This window comes from Jannaschia maritima, assembly GCF_030973515.1.
GTDB lineage: Bacteria > Pseudomonadota > Alphaproteobacteria > Rhodobacterales > Rhodobacteraceae > Jannaschia > Jannaschia maritima.
Map to the genome: position 1 here is coordinate 178,823 of NZ_JARGZA010000007.1, position 25,949 is coordinate 204,771.

At 70.3% G+C, this 25,949-nt stretch carries 23 protein-coding genes; 12 read left to right on the plus strand and 11 right to left on the minus strand.

Annotation, left to right across the window (positions count from 1 at the left end):
* Nucleotides 1-135: 135 nt before the first annotated feature.
* The 6 genes from P0084_RS08975 to P0084_RS09000 all read right to left on the minus strand — a co-directional run bounded on the left by P0084_RS08975 (nucleotide 136) and on the right by P0084_RS09000 (nucleotide 6,183).
* Complete coding sequence (locus P0084_RS08975) at nucleotides 136-345, minus strand: hypothetical protein (RefSeq protein WP_308916490.1); 210 nt, start codon at nucleotides 343-345, stop codon at nucleotides 136-138.
* 61 nt (nucleotides 346-406) lie between these two features.
* Nucleotides 407-1,699 (minus strand): TRAP transporter large permease, encoded by a 1,293-nt coding sequence (locus tag P0084_RS08980; protein ID WP_308916491.1) that lies wholly within the window; start codon nucleotides 1,697-1,699, stop codon nucleotides 407-409.
* Nucleotides 1,700-2,284, minus strand: a complete 585-nt coding sequence (locus P0084_RS08985) for a TRAP transporter small permease (RefSeq protein ID WP_308916492.1) — start codon at nucleotides 2,282-2,284, stop codon at nucleotides 1,700-1,702.
* A gap of 489 nt (nucleotides 2,285-2,773) precedes the next feature.
* Nucleotides 2,774-4,078: a chromate efflux transporter gene (chrA, locus tag P0084_RS08990; protein ID WP_308916493.1), complete on the minus strand. Its 1,305-nt coding sequence runs from the start codon at nucleotides 4,076-4,078 to the stop codon at nucleotides 2,774-2,776.
* Nucleotides 4,075-4,896: a chromate resistance protein ChrB domain-containing protein gene (locus P0084_RS08995; protein WP_308916494.1), complete on the minus strand. Its 822-nt coding sequence runs from the start codon at nucleotides 4,894-4,896 to the stop codon at nucleotides 4,075-4,077. The genes chrA and P0084_RS08995 overlap by 4 nt, the downstream gene beginning before the upstream one ends.
* 228 nt (nucleotides 4,897-5,124) lie before the next feature.
* Nucleotides 5,125-6,183 (minus strand): ABC transporter ATP-binding protein, encoded by a 1,059-nt coding sequence (locus tag P0084_RS09000; RefSeq protein ID WP_308916495.1) that lies wholly within the window; start codon nucleotides 6,181-6,183, stop codon nucleotides 5,125-5,127.
* 286 nt (nucleotides 6,184-6,469) lie between these two features.
* On the opposite strand from P0084_RS09000, the gene P0084_RS09005 reads away from it, so the two are divergent.
* From P0084_RS09005 to P0084_RS09055, 11 genes are all read left to right on the plus strand, one after another.
* A complete protein-coding gene (locus P0084_RS09005; protein WP_308916496.1) occupies nucleotides 6,470-7,486 on the plus strand; it encodes a fatty acid desaturase in 1,017 nt (338 codons plus the stop codon).
* A 97-nt stretch (nucleotides 7,487-7,583) separates the two neighbouring features.
* Nucleotides 7,584-8,834: an ABC transporter substrate-binding protein gene (locus P0084_RS09010; protein ID WP_308916497.1), complete on the plus strand. Its 1,251-nt coding sequence runs from the start codon at nucleotides 7,584-7,586 to the stop codon at nucleotides 8,832-8,834.
* A 113-nt stretch (nucleotides 8,835-8,947) separates the two neighbouring features.
* On the plus strand, nucleotides 8,948-9,928 hold the full coding sequence (locus tag P0084_RS09015; protein ID WP_308916498.1) for a carbohydrate ABC transporter permease: 981 nt from the start codon (nucleotides 8,948-8,950) through the stop codon (nucleotides 9,926-9,928).
* A gap of 274 nt (nucleotides 9,929-10,202) precedes the next feature.
* Nucleotides 10,203-10,364: a hypothetical protein gene (locus P0084_RS09020; RefSeq protein WP_308916499.1), complete on the plus strand. Its 162-nt coding sequence runs from the start codon at nucleotides 10,203-10,205 to the stop codon at nucleotides 10,362-10,364.
* A complete protein-coding gene (locus P0084_RS09025; protein ID WP_308916500.1) occupies nucleotides 10,361-10,711 on the plus strand; it encodes an MmcQ/YjbR family DNA-binding protein in 351 nt (116 codons plus the stop codon). The genes P0084_RS09020 and P0084_RS09025 overlap by 4 nt, the downstream gene beginning before the upstream one ends.
* A gap of 135 nt (nucleotides 10,712-10,846) precedes the next feature.
* On the plus strand, nucleotides 10,847-11,695 hold the full coding sequence (locus P0084_RS09030; RefSeq protein ID WP_308916501.1) for a carbohydrate ABC transporter permease: 849 nt from the start codon (nucleotides 10,847-10,849) through the stop codon (nucleotides 11,693-11,695).
* Nucleotides 11,696-12,026: 331 nt separating this feature from the next.
* The gene (locus P0084_RS09035) at nucleotides 12,027-14,138 is read left to right on the plus strand and encodes an alpha-galactosidase (protein ID WP_308916502.1); all 2,112 of its coding nucleotides are present in this window, start codon (nucleotides 12,027-12,029) and stop codon (nucleotides 14,136-14,138) included.
* A 121-nt stretch (nucleotides 14,139-14,259) separates the two neighbouring features.
* Nucleotides 14,260-15,144: a 2-dehydro-3-deoxygalactonokinase gene (locus P0084_RS09040; protein ID WP_308916503.1), complete on the plus strand. Its 885-nt coding sequence runs from the start codon at nucleotides 14,260-14,262 to the stop codon at nucleotides 15,142-15,144.
* Nucleotides 15,141-15,743 (plus strand): 2-dehydro-3-deoxy-6-phosphogalactonate aldolase, encoded by a 603-nt coding sequence (locus P0084_RS09045; protein WP_308916504.1) that lies wholly within the window; start codon nucleotides 15,141-15,143, stop codon nucleotides 15,741-15,743. Before P0084_RS09040 ends, P0084_RS09045 begins: the two co-directional genes overlap by 4 nt.
* Nucleotides 15,740-16,597: an SMP-30/gluconolactonase/LRE family protein gene (locus tag P0084_RS09050; protein WP_308916505.1), complete on the plus strand. Its 858-nt coding sequence runs from the start codon at nucleotides 15,740-15,742 to the stop codon at nucleotides 16,595-16,597. Before P0084_RS09045 ends, P0084_RS09050 begins: the two co-directional genes overlap by 4 nt.
* 10 nt (nucleotides 16,598-16,607) lie before the next feature.
* Nucleotides 16,608-18,503 (plus strand): beta-galactosidase, encoded by a 1,896-nt coding sequence (locus P0084_RS09055; protein ID WP_308916506.1) that lies wholly within the window; start codon nucleotides 16,608-16,610, stop codon nucleotides 18,501-18,503.
* Here P0084_RS09055 and P0084_RS09060 read toward each other — a convergent pair.
* From P0084_RS09060 to hisC, 3 genes are read right to left on the minus strand one after another with little or no spacing between them, the layout of a single operon-like run.
* The gene (locus tag P0084_RS09060; protein WP_308916507.1) at nucleotides 18,491-19,348 is read right to left on the minus strand and encodes an extensin-like domain-containing protein; all 858 of its coding nucleotides are present in this window, start codon (nucleotides 19,346-19,348) and stop codon (nucleotides 18,491-18,493) included. The two genes, P0084_RS09055 and P0084_RS09060, sit on opposite strands and share 13 nt — an antisense overlap.
* Nucleotides 19,345-20,265 (minus strand): prephenate/arogenate dehydrogenase family protein, encoded by a 921-nt coding sequence (locus P0084_RS09065; protein WP_308916508.1) that lies wholly within the window; start codon nucleotides 20,263-20,265, stop codon nucleotides 19,345-19,347. Before P0084_RS09065 ends, P0084_RS09060 begins: the two co-directional genes overlap by 4 nt.
* Complete coding sequence (hisC, locus tag P0084_RS09070; RefSeq protein ID WP_308916509.1) at nucleotides 20,255-21,349, minus strand: histidinol-phosphate transaminase; 1,095 nt, start codon at nucleotides 21,347-21,349, stop codon at nucleotides 20,255-20,257. Before hisC ends, P0084_RS09065 begins: the two co-directional genes overlap by 11 nt.
* A gap of 170 nt (nucleotides 21,350-21,519) precedes the next feature.
* On the opposite strand from hisC, the gene P0084_RS09075 reads away from it, so the two are divergent.
* Complete coding sequence (locus P0084_RS09075; RefSeq protein ID WP_308916510.1) at nucleotides 21,520-23,028, plus strand: alkaline phosphatase; 1,509 nt, start codon at nucleotides 21,520-21,522, stop codon at nucleotides 23,026-23,028.
* On the opposite strand, the gene P0084_RS09080 is transcribed toward P0084_RS09075, so the two are convergent.
* Nucleotides 23,025-25,223 carry a primosomal protein N' gene (locus P0084_RS09080; RefSeq protein WP_308916511.1) on the minus strand — a complete coding sequence of 733 codons (2,199 nt, stop codon included), beginning with the start codon at nucleotides 25,221-25,223 and terminating at the stop codon, nucleotides 23,025-23,027. The two genes, P0084_RS09075 and P0084_RS09080, sit on opposite strands and share 4 nt — an antisense overlap.
* A 42-nt stretch (nucleotides 25,224-25,265) precedes the next feature.
* On the minus strand, nucleotides 25,266-25,895 hold the full coding sequence (locus tag P0084_RS09085) for a LysE family translocator (protein ID WP_308916512.1): 630 nt from the start codon (nucleotides 25,893-25,895) through the stop codon (nucleotides 25,266-25,268).
* Between the last annotated feature and the right edge of the window lie 54 nt (nucleotides 25,896-25,949).

Consider the following 25,949-nt stretch of genomic DNA (forward strand, 5'->3'; position numbering starts at 1 on the left):
GGAGACGCGTTCACGAACGCGGGTCCCGTTCCCGATCCCGCCGTCGCCGGTCCGCCCAGTCGATCCAGCGGACACCGAGCAGGGCCAGGGGAATGATTGCCAAGCCTACGAGCAATGCGAACATCTCGCCAGGATTCATCGGCCGTCCCCCTCGTCCATGTACCGAAGGACATAGTGCGCGATCAAATGCAGCGCAAAGGCCACCGTCAGGAACAGACAGCCGACCACGCTGGGAAACGTTTCCTCCGACAGCGGACGGATGACGGCGAAGCCGAGGAAGCCCAGGCCGACCGTATTGATGCTGGTGGCCGTCAGCTTGATGCGTTCCTCACGGCGCTTCGACACGTCACCCTCCTGAAGCCATCGTATCGGACCGATACCGACGGCCCGTTACGACGATCCTAACTCACAGGAACCCGAAGAACCGCGGCACCGCCAGGCTGATCGCGGGGACGTAGGTGATAAGGAAGATCACGACGACGTGGATGGCCAGGAAGGGCAGGATGGCGCGGGCGATCGTCTCCACCCGTTCGCCGGACACGGAGCTCGCCACGAACAGGACCAGTCCCATCGGCGGCGTCGCTAGGCCCACGGTCAGGTTCACGGACATGATGATGGCGAAGTGGACCGGATCGACGCCCAGCGACACGAAGATGGGCCCCAGGATCGGGCCCAGGATGATGATGGCGGGGCCCGCGTCCAGGAACATGCCGATCACGAACAGCAGCAGGTTGATCAGCAGCAGCAGGACCAGGGGGTTGTCCGACAGCGACAGGATGAACGCGGCCAGCGCTTCGGGCGCGTGGGACAGGGCCACGACCGTCTTGAACGACATCGCCGCCCCCACCAGCAGAAGGACGACCGACGATGCGATGGCCGCGCGCAAAAGGACCTCCGGCAGGTCGCGGACCCCCATCTCGCGCAGGATGAACAGCGACACCACCGCGGCATAGGCGACCGCGATGGCCGACGCCTCCGTGGGGGTCATCACGCCGCCCAGGATGCCGCCCAGGATGATGACGGGCGTCAGCAGCGGGAAGAACGCCTTCAACGACGCCCGCCCCTTCTCGGGCCAGGTCGCGCGGCGGTTCAGGGGGGGCATCGCGCCGGGATCGCGGCGGGCCAGGACGTTGGTCACGACCATCAGTCCCAGCCCGACCAGGATGCCCGGCACGATGCCCGCCAGGAACAGGGCCGCGACCGACTGCTCCATCACGTAGGCATAGATGATCATGATGCCCGACGGCGGGATGATCGGCCCGATCACGGAACTCGCGGCGGTGACGGCGGCGGCGAACTTGCGGGTGTATCCTTCCCGCTCCATCGCCGGGATCAGCATGGACCCCAGCGCCGAGGTGTCGGCGACCGCCGAGCCCGACAGCCCCGCGAACAGCATCGACGACAGGATGTTGACCTGCGCCAGCCCGGCACGGAAATGGCCCACCATGGCCTGCGCGAACTCGACCAGGCGCAGCGTGATGCCGCCCCGGTTCATCATCTCGCCGGCCAGCATGAAGAACGGGATCGCCATCAGCGGGAAGCTGTCCATCCCGTTGTAGAGGTTGCGGTAGAGCAGCACGAAGTCCCGCTCCGATCCGTTCAGCCACAGCATCAGGCCGGGCGCGGCCAGGAGCGCGAAGAAGACCGGCAGGCCCACCATCAGCAGGACCAGGAACAGGGGCAGGAACCACACCAGCACCTATTCGGCCCCCGCCATGACCTGTGCGTCGGGGATGGCCGCCAGGTCGTCCCCCCGCCCGACAAGGACGGCCACCTGCCGCAGGATCAACTCGACCATCACGGTCGCCAGCAGGAACAGCCCCACGACCATGGACCCCATCATCCAGCTGCGCGGCATCTTCGTCCAACCGTCGCCCGAGGGATAGTACAGCGACGACGTCGCGAACCGCCCCGAGAAGCCCGTCACCTCCGCCCAGGCGATCCGCAGGCCGATCGCCAGGACGACCACCGACAGCACCGACAGCACCAGCGACAGGACCAGTCCGACCCGCGGCGGCAGGGCCAGCTGGATCGTGTCGATCGCCACGAACCCGCCCCGCCGCAAGGCGGTCGGCGCGACCAGCCCGGTCATCCAAAGCATCAGGAAGCGCGCCGCCTCCTCCGGCCAGGGCAAGGGGTTCGACAGGACGTAGCGCCAGAAGACCTGCACCAGGATGGCCACCACCATCAGCCCGATGGCGGTGACGCCCAGCCAGCGTCCGACGCCCAGGAGGGCGGCGTTGGCGGCACCCAGGGCCCGCGCGATGGCCACGATGATGCCCAACCGGCCCTCCCCCCGTGCAGCGGGGCCACCCAAGCGTGCCAGGACGCCGCGCGTCAACCGCGAAACGGCACCGCGGACGCAGAAGCGCCCCCGCCGGGTGGGAGGATCCCCGCGAGGGCGCGATGCTTTGCCTGCACTGCCTGCGAGGACCATCGTCCGGTCCAGGCCGGCATTCTCTCTGGTGTCCCGCTCGACGGCCGCGACTTCTGTGGTCCCGGTCCGTGGCATTAGGATTACGGCAACGTCGGTTAACGATAGGTTAACGGAAATCGGAAGATCCGGAACGAATCGCGATGAACCGGTTCCGCGCCCGCCGTGCGATCGCGTATCCCGTTGATCCCGCGAGAAAACGTTCCGCGCCACGCATCGCGCACCCTGTGGAAAATAACTTCCGACCGTCCCGTCCCCCGGATCCGACCCCCTGCGCCGCCGGCGGAGCGGTCGGTCCGGCCGCATCGCCCGGGCGAACCGCGAGGCCTGGGCCGCCTCTCAGACCGCCGCCAGCAGGACCCCCGCCGCCGAACAGAGCGCCAGCGTCAGGGGGATGCCGCGACCCAGCCCCAGAAGCAGCACGGCCGCGCCGGTCGCGATCGCCGCGCTGCGCCAATCGAAGCTCGTCACCTCGGGCAAGGCGAGCCGGACCGGACCCGCCTCCCACGAGGCGACCGTGGCGAACAGGACGTGGAGGCCGAACCAGACCGACAGGTTGGCGATCACGCCCACCACGGCCGCCGACACACCCGCCAGCGCGGCCCGCAGCCCGGGCCGCGCCGACAGCCGCTCGATCCACGGCGCGCCCGCGAAGACGAACAGGAAGCACGGAACGAAGGTCACCCAGAGCGTCACCGCCGCCCCCGCGAGGCCCCAGGCCAGGCCCAGCCCCGCGGGCGCGGCGCGCTCGGCGGCCAGGAAGCCCACGAACTGCGTGACCAGGATCAGCGGGCCCGGCGTCGTTTCGGCCAGGCCGAGCGCGTCCATCATCTCGCCCGTGGTCAGCCAGCCCTGCCCCGCCACCGCTTCCTGGGTCATGTAGGCCAGCACGGCATAGGCCCCGCCGAAGGTGACCACGGCCAGGACGGAGAAGAACCGCCCGACCTCCGCCAGCACCGCAGGCGCCGCGACGTGCAGAAGGGAGAGCGGCACGAGCCAGAGAGCGCCCCACACGGCGACGGTCCGAAGGGTGGAGGCCGTGGACGCCGGTGCGGGGGCACTGTCCGGTTCCTCCGCGCGCCCGTCGCGCAGGCGCAGCCAGCCCCAGAGCGCGGCGGCCGCGACGACCAGCGGATAGGGAACCGCGAAGACCAGAAGCGCCGCGAACGCCGCGCCGGCCAGCACCCATGCCTCCGGCCCCGCCAGCGCGCGGCGCGCCACGCGCAGCAACGCCTCGACCACGATCACGAGCACGGCCGCCTTCACCCCGAGGAACAGCGCCTGCACCAGCGGCAGGTCGCCCAGCCGCGCATACAGGCCGGCCAGCACCGCGATCACCACCGCGCCGGGCAGAACGAAGAGCCCACCCGCCACCAGCCCGCCGCGCACGCCGTGCATCCGCCAGCCCGCATACGTCGCGAGCTGCATCGCCTCCGGCCCGGGAAGGAGCATGCAGAACGAGAGCGCGTCGAGGAACCGCCGCTCGCTCAGCCAGCCGCGCGCCTCCACCACCTCGCGGTGGATCAGGGCGATCTGGGCGGCGGGCCCGCCGAAGGACAGCAAGCCGATGCGCCACCACACCGGCAGGACGTCGCGAAGGGACGGACCCGGCAGGGGCCGGCCGTCGACCGGCGCGACGGTCATCGGGCGCGCGCGACGCCGGTGGGCCAGTCGTGCCCCTCGTCCGTCGCGTCGCGCGCCCACCGGTAGAGCGCATCACAGAGCGTCATCCCCGCATCCAGCATCGCGAGGTCGTCGCGATGCATGCGCGACAGCCCGAGCGACAGGGCCAGGAGCCCCGCCGCCTCCGGCGAAAGGTCGTGGCGGTTCGTGTCCGCCGCCCGCACGGCGGTCGCCACGCGGTCGAGCGCCGGATCGCTCAACCCGAAGCGGGACAGGAACGCGTCGAACGAGCAGCGGTCGCCCTCGTGCGTGAGGCCCAGGCCCTCCACGTCGAAGGGCACCGCGCCGAACCGCTCCGCCACGAGCGCCACGTCCACGGGCGGCACGTAGAGGACGCGCGCGCGGGGATCGACGAAGCGGCGGACGAGCCACGGGCAGGCGATGCGGTCGATCTTGGGACGGTGACGCGTGACCCAGACCGTGCGGCCCTCCACGTCGGCTACGGGCACGGCGTCTGCAGCAACCATCGGCGCGCCAGCGTCCCGCCACGCGAACTGCCCGCCTTCCAGCACCTCGCACGGAACCCCGTCGCTGCGCAGCACGGCCGCCGCGCCCTGGCTGATCTTGCGCCCCTTCTGGCAATAGACGACCGCCCGCCGACCGCGCAGGCGCGGCACGAGGGACGGCAGATCGTGGTGCGCGTGCCGGAACGCGCCAGGGACGAGGCGGGGATCGTCGGCGAAGTCCGCGTCGATGCGCAGGTCGACGAGGACGGGCGCGTCGGGCGTGCCGACGAGGCGGGAAAGCTGGGAAACGGTGATCTCGCATGGCGATGGCATGGGGCATCCTCCGGCGCGGGGGCCATCCCCGCGCGTGTGGCGTTGCGACGGCCACGGGGACCGTCCGATGGGAAGGATGCGAAACACGGCCCGAGCCTCACGAGGCGTCCGCGAGCCCCATGGGAACAAGATGCCAAAACGGTCCGAGGGTCGCAACCACCATGGGGAAACGCGCGGTGGGACGCCTTCGCATCGGTCGAAGGTCGCCCCCCGCCCCAAGGCGTGCCGCTATCGGATGCGGGCGCCCGACTGAGCGTCGAACACCATCACGCGGGCGTCCTCCACGACGATGCCGACGCGGTCCCCCTCGCTGGACCGGATGTCGCCGCGCTCCTCCACCACGATCTTCTCGCCGGTGTCGGACGTCAGATAGGCATAGCTGACCCCGCCCAGCGCTTCCGTCAGGTCGACGCGGTGCGTGTCGCCCGCGGAATCGATCGACAGGTGCTCGGGCCGCATGCCGACCGACACCGCCGTCCCCTCCCCCGGGGGGGTCACGGCGGGGGACAGGGCGCGGCGCAGGGCGGGGACATCGATCGCGGCGCCCGTCACCGTCCCGTCCAGGAAGTTCATGGCCGGGCTGCCGATGAACCCCGCCACGAAGCGGTTGTCGGGATCGCGGTACAGATCCAGCGGCGCGCCGACCTGCTCGATATGGCCCAGCCGCAGGACCACGATCTTGTCGGCCAACGTCATCGCCTCCACCTGGTCGTGGGTGACGTAGACCATCGTCGCCCCGATCTCCTTGTGGAGCCGCGCGATCTCGACGCGCATCTCCACGCGCAGCTCCGCGTCGAGGTTCGACAGCGGCTCGTCGAACAGGAACACCTCCGGGCCGCGCACGATCGCGCGCCCGATGGCGACCCGCTGCCGCTGACCGCCCGACAGGGCGGCGGGCTTTCGGGCCAGGTAGTCGTCCAGCTTCAGGATGCGCGACGCCTCCGCCACCTTCGCGTCGATCTCGCGGCGGGGGTGGCCGTTCATCTTCAGCCCGAAGCCCATATTCTCCGCCACGGTCATGTGGGGGTAGAGCGCGTAGGTCTGGAACACCATCGCCACGCCGCGCTGGGCCGGGTCCTCGCGGGTCACGTCGCGCGCGCCGATCCGGATCCGGCCGTCCGTCGTCTCCTCCAGGCCCGCGATCATCCGCAGCAGGGTGGACTTGCCGCAGCCCGACGGTCCCACGAAGACGCAGAATTCCCCGTCCTGGATGTCCAGGTCCACCCCGTGGATCACCTGCGTCTCGCCGTAACGCTTGACGACCCGTTCCAGATTGACGCCCGACATGGCTTCTCCTCCGTCCCCCGGCGGCCAGGGAAAGGTAAGGGGCCGGGGATTGCAATGCCCGATCCGCCCCCGTCCGGGCGGGACGCCGCATTGACGACGGCGCCCCGCGCCCCAACATGGGGTGGGCCAGCCCGCGCCATCCGGATCGGATTGCGCCCGTGCTGAACCTCCTCCGACGAAAGGTCGGCCCACCGGACCGCGAAGGCACCGCCTCCGCCCCGCCTTCCGCGTCCATCCCGGCTGGTCGCCGCGGGCGCCCCTGCCCCGCCCCAAAGGAACGCCGCCCATGGGCTCCGCCCCCCAGACCGTGCCCGCCCCCGACGCGTGGTCCCGCCGCCTCCGGCCCTACGCCCGCCCCCGCCTCCGGCGCAGCCTCGGCGAGGTCGCGATCACGGTGGTGCCCTTCGTCCTGCTTTGGGCCCTCGCGGCGTGGACCGTGACGCATGGCCACTGGTGGGGGCTCCTCTTCACGGTGCCCGCGGCTGGGTTCCTCCTGCGGCTCTTCGTGCTCCAGCACGATTGCGGGCACGGCGCGCTGTTCGCGTCGCGGCGGGTCAACGACTGGACGGGGCGGGTGCTGGGCGTGCTGACCTTCACGCCCTACGACTATTGGCGCCGCTCGCACGCGATGCACCATGCGGGCGCGGGCAACCTGGACCGTCGCGGGATCGGCGACATCACCACGCTGACGGTGGCCGAGTATCGTGCGCTGCCGCCCGGGGGCCGCCTGCGCTATCGCCTCTACCGGCATCCGGCGGTGATGTTCGGCCTGGGGCCGGCCTGGGTGTTCCTGTGCCAGTACCGCGTGCCCATGGGCCTGATGCGCTCGGGCGCAACGCCCTGGGTGTCGACCGTGGCGACCACCTTCGCGATCCTCGTGCCCGCCGCGCTCCTGTGTTGGGCCATGGGGGTGGGGCCGTTCCTGGCGGTGCAGCTTCCCACGACGCTGATGGCGGCCACGGCGGGGGTGTGGCTGTTCTACGTGCAGCACCAGTTCGACGGGACGCACTGGACCGTCGGGGACGAATGGCGCTTCGCCGAGGCCGCGCTCGAAGGGTCGTCCAACTACGTGCTGCCCGCGCCCCTGCGCTGGATCACGGGCAACATCGGGGTGCATCACGTCCACCACCTCGCGGCGCGCATCCCCTTCTACCGCCTGCCCGAGGTCCTGGCCGACCACCCCGACCTGGCGGGGATGAGCCGCGTCACCGTGGGCGACAGCCTCGCGGCGGTGAAGCTGACCCTGTGGGACGAGGGCGCGCGCCGGCTGGTGTCGTTCAGGGAGGCGGCCGTGCCGGCCTGAGGCCCCTGCCGATCCGCTTGCCCCCGACGGCAAGATGGGTGCATCCTTCCGCCCTGAGGAGCGGCCACCAAAGGGCCGCCCGCAAGGGAGGAACACCATGAAGACCCTGACCGCGGCGTTGGCCGCCACCACCATGCTTTCCGGCGCGGCCTTCGCCGACGGCCACCAGCTGTCCGGCGAGCTGCGCATCATCTCCGACATGTCCAACCCCGCGCCCCGCGCGGTGATGGAAGGACTGGTCGAGGATTTCGGCGAGTTGCACCCCGACCTGGACATCGAGCTGACGGTCGTCGACCGCGAGGCCTGGAAGACCCAGATCCGCAACGCCCTGACCGCGAACGCGCCCGATCTCGTCAACTGGTACGCCGCGAACCGCATGCGCCCCTACGTCGACGCCGGCCTGTTCATGGACGTGTCCGACCTGTGGGCCGAGCCCGAGTTCGAGGCGCTCGCCTCCACGAAGGGCGCCATGACCATCGACGATGCCCAATGGGGCGTGCCCTACACCTACTACCAGTGGGGCGTGTACTACCGGGAGGACATCTTCGACGAGCTGGGCCTCGAGGAGCCGGAGACCTGGGAGCAGGAGCTGGCGAACTGCCAGGCGATCCTCGATTCGGGCCGCAAGTGCTACACGATCGGGACCAAGTTCCTTTGGACCGCCGGCGGCTGGTTCGACTACATCAACGCGCGCACCAACGGCTACGACTTCCACATGGAGCTGGCCCGCGGCGAGGTGCCCTGGACCGACGAGCGCGTGCGCCAGACGTTCAGCAACTGGCGCGAGCTCATCGACATGGGCGCCTATATCGACGACCACCAGAACTATTCCTGGCAGGAAGCCCTGCCCTTCATGGTCAACGGCGAGGCCACGTCCTACCTGATGGGCAACTTCGCGGTCGCGGCCATGCGCGACGGCGGGTTGAGCGACGAGCAGCTGGACTTCTACCAGTTCCCGATCATCGCCCCGGACGTCGAGCGGGCGGAGGACGCGCCGACCGACACGTTCCACATCCCCGCGAACGCGTCGAACCCCGAGGCCGCGAAGGAGTTCCTGCGCTACGTCACCTCGGCGGAGGTGCAGACCCGCATCAACGCGGGCGACGCCCTGGGCCAGCTGCCCGTGAACGCCGGGTCCAGCGTGGACGACGACGAGTTCCTGCAGCAGGGCTTCCAGATGCTGTCCAACGACGCGCCGGGCGGCATCATGCAGTTCTTCGACCGCGACCTGGACGCCGAGATGGCGTCCATCGGGATGGAGGGCCTGCAGGAGTTCATGGTCTTCCCCGACAACCTCGAGGACATCCTGGCGCGCCTCGAAGACGCCCGCCAGCGCATCTACGAGTGATCTGACCACCCGCGCCCCCGTCCGATCGGCGGGGGCGCGGCATCGCTGGTCCATCCGCGAGCCCATGGGCTTCCGCATGCGCCGACCGCGCCGTTTCGGGGAGGAACGCAGCCATGGCCAACGTCGCACCCGTCGTCCCCGACACCCATCCCCCCGTGGAGGGCGGCGGCGCACCCGGACCCGACGGCCGGTCCTGGTACAAGCGTAACGAGATCGCGCTGACCCCCTGGCTGTTCCTGATCCCGGGCGTCCTGTTCTTCGCGGTCTACGTGATCGTCCCCATATTCCAGTCCTTCTACATCTCGTTCTACGAATGGGACGGCTTGGGCGACCTGCATGCGAACGGGGAGTTCGTGGGCCTGGGCAACTACGAACGCCTGCTGGGCGGGGACCGCAAGTTCGAGGTCAGCTTCTGGAACAACATCCGCTGGCTCGTCCTCTACCTGCTGGCGATCCCGCTGGGCCTGTTCATCGCGCTGTTCCTGAACCAGACCGTGCGCGGCATCCGCATCTACAAGTCCTTGTTCTTCTTCCCCTTCGTCCTGTCCCAGGTCGTCGTGGGACTGGTCTTCTCGTGGTTCTACCTGCCGCGCGAGGGGCTGCTCAACGCGGGCCTGGCGCTGTTCGGCGCGGGCCCGGTCAACATCCTGGGCGACCCGTCCATGGCGACCTACGGCATCATCGCCGCAGGCCTCTGGCCGCAGACGGCGTATTGCATGATCCTCTACCTGACCGGCCTGAACGCCGTGGACCCCGAACAGGTCGAAGCCGCCCGCCTGGACGGGGCCAAGGGCTGGCGGATGCTGTGGTACGTGATCCTGCCGCAACTGAAGCCCGCGACCTTCATCGCCTTCGTCGTCACCATCATCGGCGCGCTGCGCTCCTTCGACCTGATATCCGTGATGACCAACGGCGGGCCCTTCGGCTCCACCCGCGTCCTGTCGTTCTACATGTTCGAGGAGGCGCTGTCGGAGTTCGGCTTCCGCATGGGCTACGGCTCGGCCATCGCCGTCGTCCTGTTCCTCTTGATGCTGGTCTTCATCGCCTACTTCCTGTGGTCGATGTACCGCGACGAGAAGGCGGCGGCGCGATGAGCGCCGATCATCGCACCGCCGCACCGGCCTTGCGCCGGGGCCTCGCTGGTCGAGGCTCGAAGCAGGGCTTGCGCCGGGACGGAGGGTTGGCGCCGGGACGGTCGTGGCCTGACACTTTATGGTGCAACATGCCTCCGACCGGCAGTGGCCAGATGAGACGTCGCAATGCGCCGGCCCTGCGGGACCGGACCGGCGCGAGGCCTGCGGGCCTGCGGCCCGCGCTTCGGCCTCGGGGCGTCCATGATGACCGGCCTACGCTATGATCTCTATCGTCTTGATCATCGTCATCGTGTTGATGGGCATCATCGACGTCATGTTGCCCCGAGATGCGCCATATCCGGTCTTCCGCTCGATCTTTCGTGACGCGGAAAGAGCCCGGCTGATCATGTTTGGCCTGTGCGCGGTCGCTGTCGTCACGACGGGGTTGGGAATATGACCCGCCCCGACTTCGACACCCTCTGCGCCACCCACCCCGGCGCCGTCCTCTCCAGCCCCGGCGAGCTCGACGCCTGGAAGGTCGGCGGCAAGATGTTCGCCTGCTTCGGCCATGCCGACACCCGCGACGCCAACACCGAGACCGCGTCCGTAAAATGCCCAGACGTGGAGACGGCGGCCATGCTGATCGACGCGGGCGCCGCCGGCCGGGCCAAGTACTTCCACCGCTCCTGGGTCGCGCTGGACCTGGCAGCGCTCGACGCGGACGAGGCTGCCCACCGCATCGCCGTTAGCTACGGCACGGTGGCGGAGGGCCTGCCCAAGAAGATGCGGGGAGGGCTGACGTGACGCGCCGTAGGGTGGGTGGAACCCACCGCACTCCGACGCCCGTTCCCGGACGGAACAGACGCGCCGAAACACGAAGCGTCCTGCAATGGTGGGTTTCACCCACCCTACGGGGCGCCGCCCAGGAGCACCGCTGACATGTTCCCCACCCCGATCCAGTCCCGCCCGCAGCCCGCGCAGATCGCCTACAAGACGCTTCTGCCCGTGGCCCTGATCCTGTGGCTGCTGCCCCTGATCGCGGTGGCCGCCTTCTCGATCCGGCCCGAGGGCGACTTCGTGTCGGGCAACTATTGGGGCATCCCCACCAGCTTCGACCTGATCCCGAACTATTCGAAGGTCTTCTTCGAATCCGACATGCCGCGCTACCTGCTTAACTCCGTGCTCATCACCGTGCCCACCGTGATCGGGGCCGTGGCCCTGTCGGCGATGACGGGGTTCGCGCTGGGGATCTATCGGTTCAAGGGCAACCTACTGATCTTCTTCATGTTCATCGCGGGCAACTTCGTGCCGTTCCAGATCCTGATGGTGCCCGTGCGCGACCTGACGGTGGATGCGGGCCTCTACGACACGAAGACGGGCCTCGTGCTGTTCCACATCGCGTTCCAGACGGGGTTCTGCACGCTCTTCATGCGCAACTTCATCCGCGCCTTGCCCTATCCGTTGATCGAGGCCGCGCGCGTCGAAGGCGTCGCCGAATGGCGGATCTTCTGGTACGTGGTCCTGCCCCTGATGAAGCCCGCCCTCGCGGCCCTGTCGGTGCTGATCTTCACCTTCATCTGGAACGACTACTTCTGGGCCGTGGTGCTGACCCAGGGCCCCGACAGCCAGCCCGTCACCGCGGGCATCACCGCCTTCAACAGCCAGTTCCGCGCCGCCTATCACCTGATGAGCGCCGGCAGCATCGTCGCCGCCCTGCCGCCCGTGCTGATGTTCTTCCTGATGCAACGCCACTTCATCGCGGGCCTGACGCTGGGGGCCGTGAAGTGACGGATCCGCGCAAGCGCGATCCGTCATCCTCGGGCTCGACCCGAGGATCCCCCTCCATATGGCGTGACGGTTGTACGATCCGATCGGCCGCAGGCCATGGGGCGGGTGCGCGGGTCGCAGACCCGCAGGGCCGTCACGCTGCAAAGCGTGCCTTCGGCAGGACCCGGACCGGCCCGGCAGGGTCGGCGCATTGCGACGTCAGCATACCCGCGCCACCCTCTCGGATGCAGGCCGCACGATAAACGACCAAGCCAGGACCTCTGCAGCGCCAACCCTCCGGTCCGCCGCGGGGCCTGCTTGCCGCCCAATCCGCGAGATAGAAGCCGCAACCATGACAACCCCCACCCCCCGCACCTGGCGCCTCGACGATCACGACGGCACGGCCGCCCGCCAGACCCTCGTCCTCGCCGCGACCGGCGACCGCCTGCCGCAATGCGTCTATTGGGGCGACCCCCTGCCCCCGGACGCGAACCTGACGACGCTCGCCGCCGCCCACGCCATCGACGTCACGGGCGGCATGCTGGACGAGAACCCGGACCTGTCGCTCTGCCCCGAAGCGGCCCGAACCTTCCCCGGCCAACCCGGCCTGATCCTGCGCACTCGCGACGGCACCCCCATCCTGCCCAGATTCCTCTACGTCTCGGACGACCGGAACGGCGACGCACTCGACCTGCGCTACGCCGATGCGGACCATGGCCTGCGCCTGACGTTCCGCTTCGCCACCGACCCGTCCACCCACATCGTCACCGCCAGGACGATCCTGGACGCCGACGCCCCCGTCCACCTGCACTGGCTCGCCGCCCCCGTCCTGCCCGCCCCCCAGCTATCGGACGAGATGATCGACGTCTCGGGCCGCTGGTGCGGCGAGTTCCAGTTGAACCGCACCCCCTGGTCCCCCGGCATCCGCTACCGCGAGAACCGGACCGGGCGGACGGGGCACGAACACTTCCCCGGCCTCCTTGTCCCCTGCCGGGGCGCGACGAACACCCGAGGCGAAGCCTACGCCTTCCATTACGGCTGGTCGGGCGGCCACCGCATGATCGCGGAGGAGCTGCCCGACGGCCGCCGCCAGATCCAATGGGGCCACGCCGCCCGGATGGAGACACACGCCGCCACCCGGTTCGAGACGGCCACGCTCCATGCGACCTACAGCCGGACGGGCCTGAACGGCTGCGCGGTGGCCTTCCAACGCCACGTCCGCGACCGCATCGTCGATTGGCCCGACCGGTCCCGCCCGCGCCCCGTCCACTACAATTGCTGGGAAGCCGTCTATTTCGACCACCGGCTGCCCGTCCTGAAGGACATCGCCAGCCGCGCCGCCGACCTGGGCGCCGAACGCTTCGTGCTGGACGACGGCTGGTTCGGCCAGCGCGACGACGACACGCGCAGCCTGTCGGACTGGACCGTGGACCCCCGCAAGTATCCCGACGGCCTGGGGCCCCTGATCGACCACGTCCACGGCTGCGGCATGACCTTCGGCCTCTGGTTCGAACCGGAGATGGTGAACCCCGACAGCGACATCCACCGCGCCCATCCCGACTGGGCGCTGGGCGCCGCGGATCAGACCCTGGGCCGCCAGCAGAAGGCGCTGGACATGGGCAATCCCCGGGTGCGGGACTTCATCCATGCCCGCATGGCCGCGATCCTGGGCGCGCACGACATCGACTACGTGAAATGGGACCACAACCGCGTCCTGCCCATGCCCGACGCCGACCAGACGCGCGGCTCGTATGCCCTGATCGACCGCCTGCGCCGCGACTTCCCGGGGGTGGAGATCGAGTCCTGCGCTTCCGGCGGCGGGCGCATCGACTTCGGCATCATGGCCCGCACCCACCGCGTCTGGCTGTCCGACAGCAACGACGCGCTGGAACGCCTCCGCATCCAGCACGACGCCGCACTGTTCCTGCCCCTGGCCGTGACGGGCAGCCATGTGGGGCCGCGCCGGTGCCACACCTCGGGCCGGGTGCTCGACATCCGCTTCCGCGCCTGGGTCGCCGCCCAGCGCCACATGGGGTTCGAGATGGATCCGCGCGAACTGACCGAGGACGAGGCTCGCGTCCTGCGCGACGTCACCGCCTGGTGGAAGCGCAACCGCGGCTGGATGACGGGGGCCGACATCCTGCGCCTCGACAGCGCGGACCCGGCCGTGCTGGCCGAACAGCAGATGGCGCGCGACGGCGGCCGCTTCGTGGTCTTCGCGGGCAAGGCCGCCACGAGCGCCCAGATCGCGCCGCGACCCCTGCGACTGACGGCGCTGGACCCGGACGCGACCTATCGGATCGAACTCGCGAACCGCGCCGACGCGCCCGCCCTCAGCCGGGGGACGCCGCTCCTGAAGGACGGTCCCGTCGATCTGCCCGGAACGTGGCTGATGCATCACGGGATCGTCTTGCCTTGGACCTACCCGGACTCGATGTGGGTGGTCGAAGGGCATAGGTTGTAGTCTGCGCGCCTGGGAACCATGCGGAGGGGATCGACTGTGATACGTGCGGGGATTGCGTCATGACCGACGTCACGACGGGCAGGGCGACGTACGGGGCGACGTGGATCCCCCCGGTGTTCCGATGACCGATCCCTGGATCGCGGTCGATTGGGGCACCTCCACGCTGCGGGCCACGCGGATGGACGGCTACACCCCCCGGGATACGCGCGAAAGCGACGCGGGCATGGGTGGACTGGCGCGCGATGGGTTCCAGAACGCGTTGATATCACTTGTGGAAGACTGGCTCGACCGACCGACGGACATCCTCGCCTGCGGCATGGTCGGCGCGCGCCAGGGCTGGCACGAAGCCCCCTACCGCACGGTGCCCGCCACCCCCGCTGGCGGCGCAGTCACGGTCCCCGGCACCGATCCCCGCCTGCGCGTCCGCATCCTCCCCGGCCTGTCCCAGACCGACCCCCACCCGGACGTAATGCGCGGGGAAGAAACGCAAATTTCCGGCATCCTGACGCGCCTCGACGGCTTCGACGGCTGCGCCTGCCTGCCCGGCACCCACACCAAATGGGTCCACCTTTCGGCGGGCGAGGTCGTCAGCTTCCGAACCGTCATGACGGGCGAGCTGTTCGCGGCCTTGACCCGCCATTCCGTTCTGCGTCATTCCATCGCCCCGGACGGTTGGGACGACGACGCCTTCGCGGAGGCCGTCGATGCGACCCTGTCCAGGCCGGAGACCCTGACCGCCAAGCTGTTCCAGCTGCGCGCCGCCGACCTGTTGCACGCGCAACCCGCCGCCGTCGCCCGCGCGACCCTGTCCGGCCTACTGATCGGCGCGGAGCTCGCCGCCACGAAACCCTGGTGGCTGGGCCGCGAGGTCGTGATAACGGGCTCCGCCACCACCACGCCCGCCTACGACAAGGCATTGACGTCGCAGGGAATATCCACCCACATCCTGTCCGCGGCCGACGCCACGCTGGCGGGCCTCGCCGTCGCACGGAGGACATGTCGATGACCCGCCCCCTCATCGCCATCCTGCGCGGCATCGGACCGGACCAAGCCGTCGATGCCTGCGCCGCCCTGATCGAGGCCGGCATCACCGTGATCGAGGTGCCGCTCAACTCGCCCGACCCCTATCACAGCATCGCCGCCATGGTGCGCGCCCATGGCGACGCCGCGACGATCGGGGCGGGCACCGTCCTGTCCCCGTCCGAGGTCGGCAAGGTGGCCCATGTGGGCGGGCGCCTGATCGTGTCTCCGAACACGGACGAAGGCGTCATCCGCCGTACCGTCGAACGCGGCCTCCAATCCTGGCCCGGCGTCTTCACGCCCACGGAAGCCTTCGCCGCCATCCGCGCAGGCGCCACGGGCCTGAAGCTGTTCCCGGGCTCCATGGCGGGCCCGTCCGGCCTGAAGGCCATGAAGGCCGTCCTGCCCGCGGAGGTTCCGGTCTATGCCGTGGGCGGCGCGGGCGCGGACAATTTCGGCGAGTGGGTCGCGGCCGGCGCCGACGGCTTCGGGCTGGGCACGGCGCTCTTCGCTCCCGGCCTGTCCACCGACGACATGGCTGCCCGCGCCCGGGCGGTCGTCGCCACCTGGGACGCCCTGGCGTGACGCCCCGCATCCACGACGACCGCGCCTGCGCACTGGGCGAAGGGGTGCTGTGGCACCCGACCCGCAACCAGTTGTTCTGGTTCGACATCCTGGGCAAGCGCCTCATGTCCCAGTCGGGTGACGGGGCGCCGATCCATTGGGACTGGGACGACCATCCCTCGGCCGCCGGGTGGACCGACGATGCCACGCTGTTCGTCGCCACCGCCACCGGATTGTGGACCTTCGACATCGCCAGCGGCATCCGAGACCGCGTCGCGCCGTTGGAAGCCGGCGACCCGGGCACCCGGTCCAACGACGGCCGCGCCGACCCCCTGGGCGGCTTCTGGATCGGCACGACGGGTCTGGGGGCGGAGGCCGGGCGCGGCGCGATCTATCGCTACTTCCGGGGCGAGGTGCGGCTGCTCTACGAACAGGTCACGATCCCCAACGCCATCTGCTTCGCGCCGGGCGGCGATCTCGCGTATTTCGCGGACACGGCCAAGGGCGCGATCTGGTCGCAGCACCTCGACCGCGCGGGCTGGCCGTCCGGCGCGCCGGAGATGTTCTGCGATTACAGCGCCGTGGGCGTGAACCCCGACGGCGCGGTGGTGGACGAGACCGGCGACCTGTGGGTCGCGCAATGGGACGCTTGGCGCGTCGCCTGCCACGGCCCTGACGGGCGGTTCCGCCGCTCCATCGCCCTGCCCGCCGCCCGCGTCACCTGCCCCGCCTTCGGCGGTCCGGACCGCCGCACGCTGTTCGTCACCTCCGCGACGACCGACCTACCGGACGCACCGCATCACGGCCAGGCGGGCCGGACCTTCGCGGTGGACCTCAACGTGGCCGGTCAGCCGGAACACAGGGTCGTGCTGTGATGGCGCTCCCATGAAGCGGACGCTGGGGACCTGCTACTACCCCGAACACTGGGACGAAGCGGTCTGGCGCGACGACGCCCGCCGCATGGCCGACCTGGGCCTGACATGGATCCGCATCGGCGAATTCGCGTGGTCCCGCCTGGAGCCCGCGCCCGGCGACCTGCGCCTGGATTGGATGGCCCGCGCGATGGATGCGCTGCAAGGCGCGGGCCTGTCCGTCGCCCTGGGCACGCCGACCGCCACGCCACCACGTTGGATGCTGGACCGACACCCCGACATGCTGGCCGTGGACCGCGACGGCCGACCGCGGGGGTTCGGCAGCCGCCGCCATTACTGCTTCAGCCACGATGGCTACCGGGACGAATCCGTCCGCATCGCCACGATCCTGGCCGAACGGTTCGGCGACCGCGTGCAGGCGTGGCAGACCGACAACGAGTACGGCTGCCACGACACGGTCCTCAGCTACTCCGACGCCGCCCGGCAGGCGTTCCGCGACTGGCTCGCGCGACGGTACCAGTCGCCCCAGGCGTTGAACCGGGCCTGGGGCAACGTGTTCTGGTCGATGGACTACGACGATTGGGACCAGATCGACCTGCCCAACCTGACGGTCACGGAACCCAATCCGGCCCATGCGCTGGCCTTCCGGCGGTTCAGCAGCGATCAGGTCATCCGCTTCGATCGCGCGCAGGTGGACGCGATCCGGGCCCATTCCGATGCGCCCATCGCGCACAACTACATGGGGCGCGAAACCGACTTCGATCACTTCGCCCTGGGCGAGCATCTCGATATCGCGTCCTGGGACAGCTATCCGCTTGGTTTCCTGATGGACCGGGTGTACGCGGACGACGACCACCGCCGCCGCTTTCACCGTCAGGGCGACCCGGACTTCCAGGCGTTCCACCACGACCTCTACCGCAGCGTCGGGAAGGGACGCTGGTGGGTGGTGGAACAGCAGCCCGGTCCCGTGAACTGGGCCCCCTACAACCCCGCCCCGCTGCCCGGCATGGTCCGGCTCTGGGCGTGGGAAGCGTTCGCCCACGGGGCCGAGGCGGTGATGCCGTTCCGCTGGCGGCAGGCCCCCTTCGCGCAGGAAAGCCACCACGCGGGCCTGCTACGCCCCGACAACGCCGAAGCCCCCGCCTTCGCCGAGATCGCGACCGTGGCCGCCGAGTTGGCCGATGCGCCCGACGTGGAACGCGGGACCGCGCCCGTGGCCCTTGTCTTCGACTACCCCAGCCAATGGGCGTGGCGGGTCCAGCCGCAGGGGGCGGGGTTCGACCATTTCGGCCTGGCCTTCCACCTCTATCGCGCCCTGCGCAGCCTGGGGCTGGACGTGGACGTCGTCGGTTCCGGCACGACGGACCTATCGCCCTACGCGCTGACCCTCGTGCCGTCGTTGCTGCACCTGGCGGACCCTCTGCGAGGGGCCATCGACGCCGCCCCGGGTCTGGTGATGACCGGCCCCCGCACCGACCTGCGCGACCCCGACCTGTCGATGCGCGTCGCTCTGGGCCCCGACCTGCCCGGCCTGGACGCCACCGCGACCCTGGTGGAGACGCTGCCCCCCGACGCGCCTCGTGCGCTGGAAGGGGGCGGCACGCTGGGCCTGTGGATCGAACACCTCGACACGACGGCAGACGTGGTCGAACGCACCTCCGACGGCCTGCCCGCGCTGATCCGGTCGGGGAACCGCCTGCACCTGGCCGGCTGGCCCGACGGGGAGGGCGCGCGCCGCATCCTGGGCGACCTCGCGCGCGGGGCCGGGCTGGACACGGCCGATATGCCCGACGGCCTGCGCCGCACCCGGGCGGGGGCGGACACGTTCCTGTTCAACTACGCGTCCGAGCCGCGCCGCTTCGACGGCTACGACCTGCCCCCCGCGGGGGTCCTGCGCTACCGGCAATAGGAGCCGGAGCGATAGCGCGCGGTATCCACGTGGAAATGCCCCTGGTGGAACCGGTCGGACCGGGGCCCCAGGACGGTGCCGAACGGGCCGCAGGCCGCGCGCCAGATCGTCTCCAGGATGCGCCCCCGCGCGCCGTTGCCCCAATCGCCGCGCACAGTCAACGCCGTGCCGTTCGCCAGCACGAAGGCCGATATGTCGATGGCCCGCCCATAGGAATGCTCCGACAAGCGCGCGCCGGGACGGCTGTTGCGGGTCTTGCAGACATAGCCGGCCGCGACGCGAAGCTGCATCACCCCCCCACCGGTGCCGCCGATGGCGGGTATGACCCCGCCACGCACCCAATCGTCCAGCGCCCGGGCGGTGGCGCAGTCCATCCGCGCGGGTTGCGACAGCGTGACGCCCGCCACCGCGCGCACCCGCACGGCGCTGGGGATGCCGCAGGCGCCACGGCCCGTCACCTCGCCGATGGCCTCGCCCACCAGGCCGGGGCGCTGGCACAGGCCGCCGCCCTGGGGACGGGGGCGGCCCATGGCCTGGCGCAACACGGGACGGTCCGACAGGCGCACGGTGCCGTCGTCCTCTATCGCGGGCAGAGGGTTGGCCAGAATGGCCTGCACCAGGCGCGCTTCCGCGACCTCTGGATCCTGTCGGCGCTGGGGCCGGAAGGCGCGTTCCAACGGGGCGTCGGCCAACGGCCGGGCTGCGCTGGACAGGACCTCGACCAGACCGCCGGGCCGCTGTTCGGGGCGGGGCTGGGCCAGCGCGTCCGACGGGGGCGGCGGTGCAACCGCGGCACCGGCGGGCCAGGCCAGCAGCACGGCGAGGGCGACGGCCCACGGGGTCACGACGGCACCTTGCGCGGATGGCGCCCGAAGTCGGCGTCCGGCGTGTCCTGCCCCGCCTCGATGATGCCGCGGCGGATGGCCCGCGTGCGCGTGAAATAGTCCTGCAGCATGTCCCCGTCCCCCGTCCGTATGGCGCGTTGCAACGCGAACAGCTCCTCCGTGAAGCGGCCCAGGACCTCCAGCGTGGCGTCCTTGTTGTTCAGGAACACGTCGCGCCACATCACCGGGTCGCTGGCGGCGATGCGGGTGAAGTCCCGGAACCCCGCGGCGGAATACTTGATGACCTCCGAATCCGTGACGCGCCGCAAGTCGTCCGCCACGCCCACCATCGTATAGGCGATCAGGTGCGGGGCATGCGACGTGACCGCCAGGACGAGGTCGTGGTGGTCGGGATCCATGACGTCCACGGTGGAGCCCAGCGCCTGCCACAGTCGGGTCAGGCGGTCGATGGCGTCCGGTTCGGTGTCGGCCGCGGGCGTCAGCAGGCACCAGCGGTTGTCGAACAGTTCCGGGAACCCCGCCTCCGGTCCCGATTGCTCCGTGCCCGCGATGGGATGGGCGGGGACGAAATGGACGCCGTCCGGCACGTGCGGTCCCACCGCGACGATGACGTCCCGCTTGACCGATCCCACGTCGCTGACGGTCGCGCCGGGCTTCAGGTGCGGCGCGATGGCGGCGGCGACGGCGCCCATCGCGCCCACGGGCACGCACAGCACCACGAGGTCCGCGTCCAGCACCGCCGCGGCCGCATCGTCCACCGTCCGATCGACGAGGCCGCGCCGCGCCGCGACCGCGCGCGTCCGTTCGCTGCGGGCATACCCCACCACCTCGCCCGCCAGGCCGTCCTGCCGCATCCGCAGGCCCATCGACCCGGCGATCAGGCCCAACCCGATCAGCGCGACGCGGTCATAGATCATCGTCGCGCTCCGCGAAGGCCCGCAAGGCGTCCAGCACGCGGGTCGTCCCCGCCTCGTCGCCCACGGTGATCCGCAGCGCAGCCGGGAAGCCGTAGCCGACGGGATGGCGCACGACGATGCCCGCCGCCTGCAGGTGGGCATCCGCGGCCTCCGCCGTCGCGCGGTCGGCGAACCGGGCCAGGACGAAGTTCGCCTGGCTGTCGTCGCATCCCAGGCCCAGCGCGCGTAGCCCGCAGATCAGTCGCGCCCGCTGCGCGGCGTTGCCGTCCCGCGTCATGGCGGCGAAGTCCCGGTCGCGCACGGCCGCCTCCGCGGCGGCCAGGGCCACGTTCGACAGGTTGAAGGGTCCCCGGATGCGGTTCAGCACGTCGATCGCGTCCCGCGCGCCATACGCCCAGCCGACGCGCATCCCCCCAAGGCCATAGAGCTTGCTGAAGGTCCGCGTCGCGACGACGTTCGCCCGCGTCTCGGCCAGGCGCAGGCCCCCGTCGAAGTCGTCGGCGAACTCGGCATAGGCTCCGTCCAGCACCAGCAGGCAGCCATCCGGCAGGCCGTCGGCCAGGCGCGTGACGTCCTGACCGTTCAGCAGGGTCCCGGTCGGATTGGCGGGGTTGGCGATGAAGACCAGCTTCGTCGCGTCCGTGACGCCGTCCAGCAGCGCGTCCACGTCCACGGTCCGATCCCGTTCGGGCACCTTCACCGGCGCCGCGCCCGCGGCCCGCGCGCTGATCCCGTACATCAGGAAGCCGTGCTCGGTGTGCAGAACCTGATCCCCCGGCCCGGCATAGGCCTGGCACAGCCAATGGATCACCTCGTCGGACCCCACGCCGCAGATGACGCGTTCCGGGTCCAGGTCGTGAACCTCTGCGATGGCGCGGCGCAGGGGCGCGTGGTCGGTGGGCGGGTACAGATGCATGTCGGCCGCGGCCACCCGGGCCGCTTCTACGGCGGAAGGCGGGGCGCCATAGGGATTCTCGTTCGACGACAGCTTCAGCACGTCGTCCCGGCCCGCGATCTTCGACGCGCCGCCCTGATAGAGGTCGATCCCCATGATGCCGGGCTGCGGCGCGGGTGCGGTCGTCATGGTGGATCCCCGTTGGAACGCGCCGGGTGTAGCCGTCAGAGGGAGGAAGGGAAAGGCGGACGATCCGGCGGTTAACCATCCATCAACCAGTTTCCGCCAAGCGTGGGAGCCGAAGCCGCGTCATGGTCCCGAACCGACGCGGGAATCTGATCCCGACGATGGAGCGAACCTTGACACCGATTCACCTGCCGCGCCTCGGGGCGCTGACCATCGCTGGCGTCTTGGCGTTGACCGCACCGAGCCCGGCCGCGACGGCTCGGAACGTCATCCTGATGATAACGGATGGCGCGTCCTGGGGCACGTTCGACATGGCCAGCTATTGGGAGTTCGGCGCAAAGGGCCGCCAACCCTACGACGCGTTCGACGTCCGGCTCGGCATGACGACGCAGCGTTTGACTGACCCACCGGTAGAGTACCACCCAGACGCGGCTTGGGACGCGACTCCGACCGGCACCGACAGCCATTTCGAGGGATATCGGAAGATCAGGCAGAACGCGACGGACAGCGCTGCCGCTGCGACGGCGCTCGCGACGGGGCAGCGGACGCAGAACGGCCGCGTTTCGACCGGCAGGGATGGGACGAGGTTGACCACGATCACCGAGGAAATGAAGCAGGACGGCCGCGCCGTGGGCGTCGTCACCAGCGTGGGGATCAGTCATGCCACGCCAGCCGCCTTCGGCGCCAACAGCGACAGCCGCCATACCTACAACACGATCGCGTCGCAGATGATTCACGACGGTACCTTGGACCTCGTGATGGGGGCGGGACATCCTGATTATGACCGCAACGGCAAACTCAATACGAGTCCCGACCACAAATGGATTTCCCAGTCGGACTGGGCCGCCCTGAACGGGGCCGACGCGCCGATGACGCTGATCGACCGGCGCGACCAGTTCGAGGCGTTGGCGGACGGAACGCTACAGATCGAGGGCCGCCTGATCGGGGTGGCGCGCGCGGCCGGCACGTTGCAGGCGGACCGCAGGAAAGGCAGGGCGAACGTCGACCCCGATGGGCCACGTCAGGATCGGACGAGCGTCACGGATGGCGACCATTTCATCGAGACCGTACCGACCCTCTCGACCATGACGCGGGGCGCTCTGAACCATCTGTCGCGAGATGGCGATGGGCTGTTCGTAATGATCGAAGGGGGCGCTGTCGATTGGATGGCGCATGCAAACAGGACCGACCGCATCATCGAGGAACAGGTCGCCTTCAATCATGCGGTCCGCACGGCCGTGGACTGGGTGGAGGCGGAGTCGTCCTGGGACGAGACGTTGATGGTGGTTCTGACCGACCACGGCAACGGCATGCCGATGGGACCCGATTCCGCGACGATCGCGTTCCAGGGCATCCAGAACAACGGCCGGGGCATGCTGCCTGGCGTGGCTTGGCATTCGGGCAGCCATACGTCGGAGAACACCCTTTTGTGGGCCCATGGTGCGGGATCGGAGCAGTTGTCCGCTCGCGCGGATGGGATGGACCCCTATTTGATGTCGCGGCTGGGTTTCAACGATGGCCGCTACCTCGACATCGTCGACGTTCATCCAGCGATCAAGGCGGCGGCAGGGCTGACCGGACCGTCACCGATCCCCTTGCCGGCCAGCGGTTGGATGCTGCTGGCAGGGATCGGCGGCCTGTCTGTCGGGGCACGCCGCCGTGCGATCGAGGCACGGACCTAAAGGAAGCTCTGCGGGTCTATGTCGATGCTCAGGCGCGTGGACCGGGGCAGCTCGACCTGCGACACCCAGGCCGCGAGGGCGGACTGGATCGGTGACTGCCGCGGGGCCTTGACCAGCAGGCGCACGCGGTGGCGGCCCCGGATCCGCGCGATGGGCGCGGGCGCGGGGCCATAGACCTCCGCGCCCACCCGCAACAGCGGATCGGCCTTCCGTGCGAGCGCGTTGCCGACGTCGAAGCAGGCATCGACCGATGGGTCGGATATGACGATCCCCGCCATGCGGCCATAGGGCGGCACCCCCGCCATGCGGCGCTGCGCGGCCTCCTCTGCCCAGAACCCGTCCTCGTCGCCCGCCAGGATCGCGCGGATCACGCCGTGCTCGGGCTGATAGGTTTGCAACAGCGCCGTGCCGGGCCTGTCCGCCCGCCCGGCCCGCCCCGACACCTGCCGCATCAACTGGAACGTCCGTTCGGCGGCACGCAGGTCGGAGCCTTGCAGCCCGAGGTCGGCGTCGATCACACCCACAAGGGTCAGCAGCGGGAAGTTGTGACCCTTTGCGACCAGTTGCGTGCCGATGACGATGTCGGCGCCGCCCGACGCGATTTCCTCCACCTTGGCCTTCAGGGACCGGGCGGATCCGAACAGGTCAGACGACAGGATGGCCGTGCGGGCGTCGGGGAACAGCGCCGACACCTCCTCCGCCATGCGTTCGACCCCGGGGCCCACGGCGGCGAGCTTCCCTTCGACCCCGCAGGACGGGCAGGCGGCGGGCATCGGCGCGGTGTCGCCGCATTGGTGGCACATCAATCGCTTCAGGAAGCGGTGCTCAACCATGCGCGCGTCGCATTGGGGGCACGCCACCTGCTGCCCGCAGGCCCGGCACAGCGTCACGGGGGCATAACCGCGGCGGTTGAGGAAGATCAGCGACTGCTCGCCCGCCGCCAGCCGTTCGGCCATGGCGGCCTGCAGGACGGGGCTGATCCACCGGCCCGACGGCACCTGCTGCGCGCGCATGTCGACCGCACGCAGATCGGGCATCGCCGCGTCCCCGAAGCGCGAGGTCAGATCCAGGCGGTCGTACTTCCCCGCCTCGACGTTGGCCCAGGATTCGAGCGACGGCGTGGCCGAGGCCAGGACCACGCGCGCGCCTTCGCAGGATGCACGCAGCACGGCCATGTCGCGGGCCGAATAGAGGACGCCGTCCTCCTGCTTGTAGGAGTTGTCGTGCTCCTCGTCGACGACCGTCAGCGCCAGGTCGGCGAAGGGCAGGAACAGCGCTGAGCGTGCGCCCACGACCAGCTTGGCCTGTCCCTGCGCCACGCGGCGCCAGCAGCGGCGGCGTTCGGCCTGGGTGACGCCCGAATGCCATTCCGCAGGGCGCGCGCCGAACCGCGCCTCCACCCGGGTCAGGAACTCGGCGGTCAAGGCGATCTCGGGCAGCAGGACCAGGACCTGGCGGCCCCGCGACAAGGCCTCCGCCACGGCCTCCAGGTATACCTCCGTCTTGCCGGACCCGGTCACGCCGCGCAGCAGCGTCGTGCCGTAGCCGCCCGCCGCCACGTGACAGCGCAGGACCTCCGCCGCCGCCCGCTGGTCGGGAGCCAGGTCCATGCCGGGTCGGCTGGGATCGAGGTCTGGATAGGGGGCGTCCCGCGGCATGTCGCGCATCGTCACCGCGCCGGTGGCGACCAGCCCCTTCACCACCCCCGCCGACACGTCCGCCAGACCCGCGAGCTCCGCCTGACCGAACAGGTCGTCGGGCCGGTCGCGCAGCACGGTCAGCACCTTCTCGCGTGCCTCGGTGGATCGGCCCGGATCACCCGTTCCCAGGCCGTACACCTTGCGGCCGCCGGGGGCCTCGCCCAGACCCGGGGCGCGCGTCGCCAGCCGCAGCATCGAGACGAGCGGCGTCAGCGTGTACTCCGCCGCGCGCATCAGGAACGTGCGCATGCCCGAACGCATCGGCGGCACGTCCAGCACGCCGAGGACGGGGCGCAGCTTCTCGATCGGCCAGTCCCCTTCGGCGTCCCCCCATACGATGCCCAGAACCTTGCGCGGCCCCAGCGGCACCTCCACGAAGGCCCCCAGGTCGACGCCACCCACGGGCGCGCGGTAGTCCAGCGGCCCGTCCAACGGCTGGGTCGTCAGCACGGCCAGGGGCGCGCCTTCGGGGAAATGGCGGGGGGTCGCGGTCATGCCTCCCATATCGGGCAGCCGCGAGTCGGGGAAAAGGGGGCGTCAGGCCGCCCGACGCGTCAGCGCGGTCGCCGCCCCCATCGCCATCAGCGCGCCGCCGCCCACCCGCGTCAGCGCCCGCAGCGCGCCGGGTCGCCGCAGCCGGTCCCGCAACGCCCCCGCCAGCAACGCGAAGCCCAGCGCGTTCAGCGTCGCCAGCGTCACGAAGGTCGTCGTCAGCACCGCGAACTGCGGCATCAGCGGCGCGTCGGGCCGGACGAACTGCGGCACGAACGCGATGAAGAACACGATGCTCTTGGGGTTCAGCGCGGTCACGATCGCGGCGTGGCGGAACACGCGCCGGGCCGGAACCGGCGTCACGTCCGCCATCCCCGGCAACGCGGCGGACCCCGCGGACCGCCACATCGTCCAGCCCATCCACAGCAGATAGGCCGCGCCGATCCACTTCAGCGCGGTGAACAGCGTGGCCGAGGCCAGGACCAGCGCCCCCAATCCCACCAGCGACGCCGTCATCGCCACCGCGTCGCCCAGCGCCACCCCCGCGGCCGACGCGATCGCGACCCGCCGCCCCTGGCCCAGCGCATAGCTCATCACCAGCAGGATCGTCGGACCGGGGATCATCAGCAGCGCGGCGGAGGCGGCGGCGAACGCCAGCCAAAGGGTCGGATCCATGGCGGGTTTTCCTATGCGGGGGCGTGACGTATGCACATCCCAACACATCCGACC

Coding starts and splice junctions, on each gene's coding strand:
- P0084_RS09080 (WP_308916511.1), bottom strand. CDS start 25,223: ATGACCGCGACCCCCCGCCATTTCCCCGAAGGCGCGCCCCTGGCCGTG.
- P0084_RS09005 (WP_308916496.1), top strand. CDS start 6,470: ATGGGCTCCGCCCCCCAGACCGTGCCCGCCCCCGACGCGTGGTCCCGC.
- P0084_RS09085 (WP_308916512.1), bottom strand. CDS start 25,895: ATGGATCCGACCCTTTGGCTGGCGTTCGCCGCCGCCTCCGCCGCGCTG.
- P0084_RS09030 (WP_308916501.1), top strand. CDS start 10,847: ATGTTCCCCACCCCGATCCAGTCCCGCCCGCAGCCCGCGCAGATCGCC.
- P0084_RS09055 (WP_308916506.1), top strand. CDS start 16,608: ATGAAGCGGACGCTGGGGACCTGCTACTACCCCGAACACTGGGACGAA.
- P0084_RS09000 (WP_308916495.1), bottom strand. CDS start 6,183: ATGTCGGGCGTCAATCTGGAACGGGTCGTCAAGCGTTACGGCGAGACG.
- P0084_RS09045 (WP_308916504.1), top strand. CDS start 15,141: ATGACCCGCCCCCTCATCGCCATCCTGCGCGGCATCGGACCGGACCAA.
- P0084_RS08995 (WP_308916494.1), bottom strand. CDS start 4,896: ATGCCATCGCCATGCGAGATCACCGTTTCCCAGCTTTCCCGCCTCGTC.
- P0084_RS09035 (WP_308916502.1), top strand. CDS start 12,027: ATGACAACCCCCACCCCCCGCACCTGGCGCCTCGACGATCACGACGGC.
- P0084_RS09025 (WP_308916500.1), top strand. CDS start 10,361: ATGACCCGCCCCGACTTCGACACCCTCTGCGCCACCCACCCCGGCGCC.
- P0084_RS09015 (WP_308916498.1), top strand. CDS start 8,948: ATGGCCAACGTCGCACCCGTCGTCCCCGACACCCATCCCCCCGTGGAG.
- P0084_RS09040 (WP_308916503.1), top strand. CDS start 14,260: ATGACCGATCCCTGGATCGCGGTCGATTGGGGCACCTCCACGCTGCGG.
- P0084_RS09010 (WP_308916497.1), top strand. CDS start 7,584: ATGAAGACCCTGACCGCGGCGTTGGCCGCCACCACCATGCTTTCCGGC.
- P0084_RS09065 (WP_308916508.1), bottom strand. CDS start 20,265: ATGATCTATGACCGCGTCGCGCTGATCGGGTTGGGCCTGATCGCCGGG.
- chrA (WP_308916493.1), bottom strand. CDS start 4,078: ATGACCGTCGCGCCGGTCGACGGCCGGCCCCTGCCGGGTCCGTCCCTT.
- hisC (WP_308916509.1), bottom strand. CDS start 21,349: ATGACGACCGCACCCGCGCCGCAGCCCGGCATCATGGGGATCGACCTC.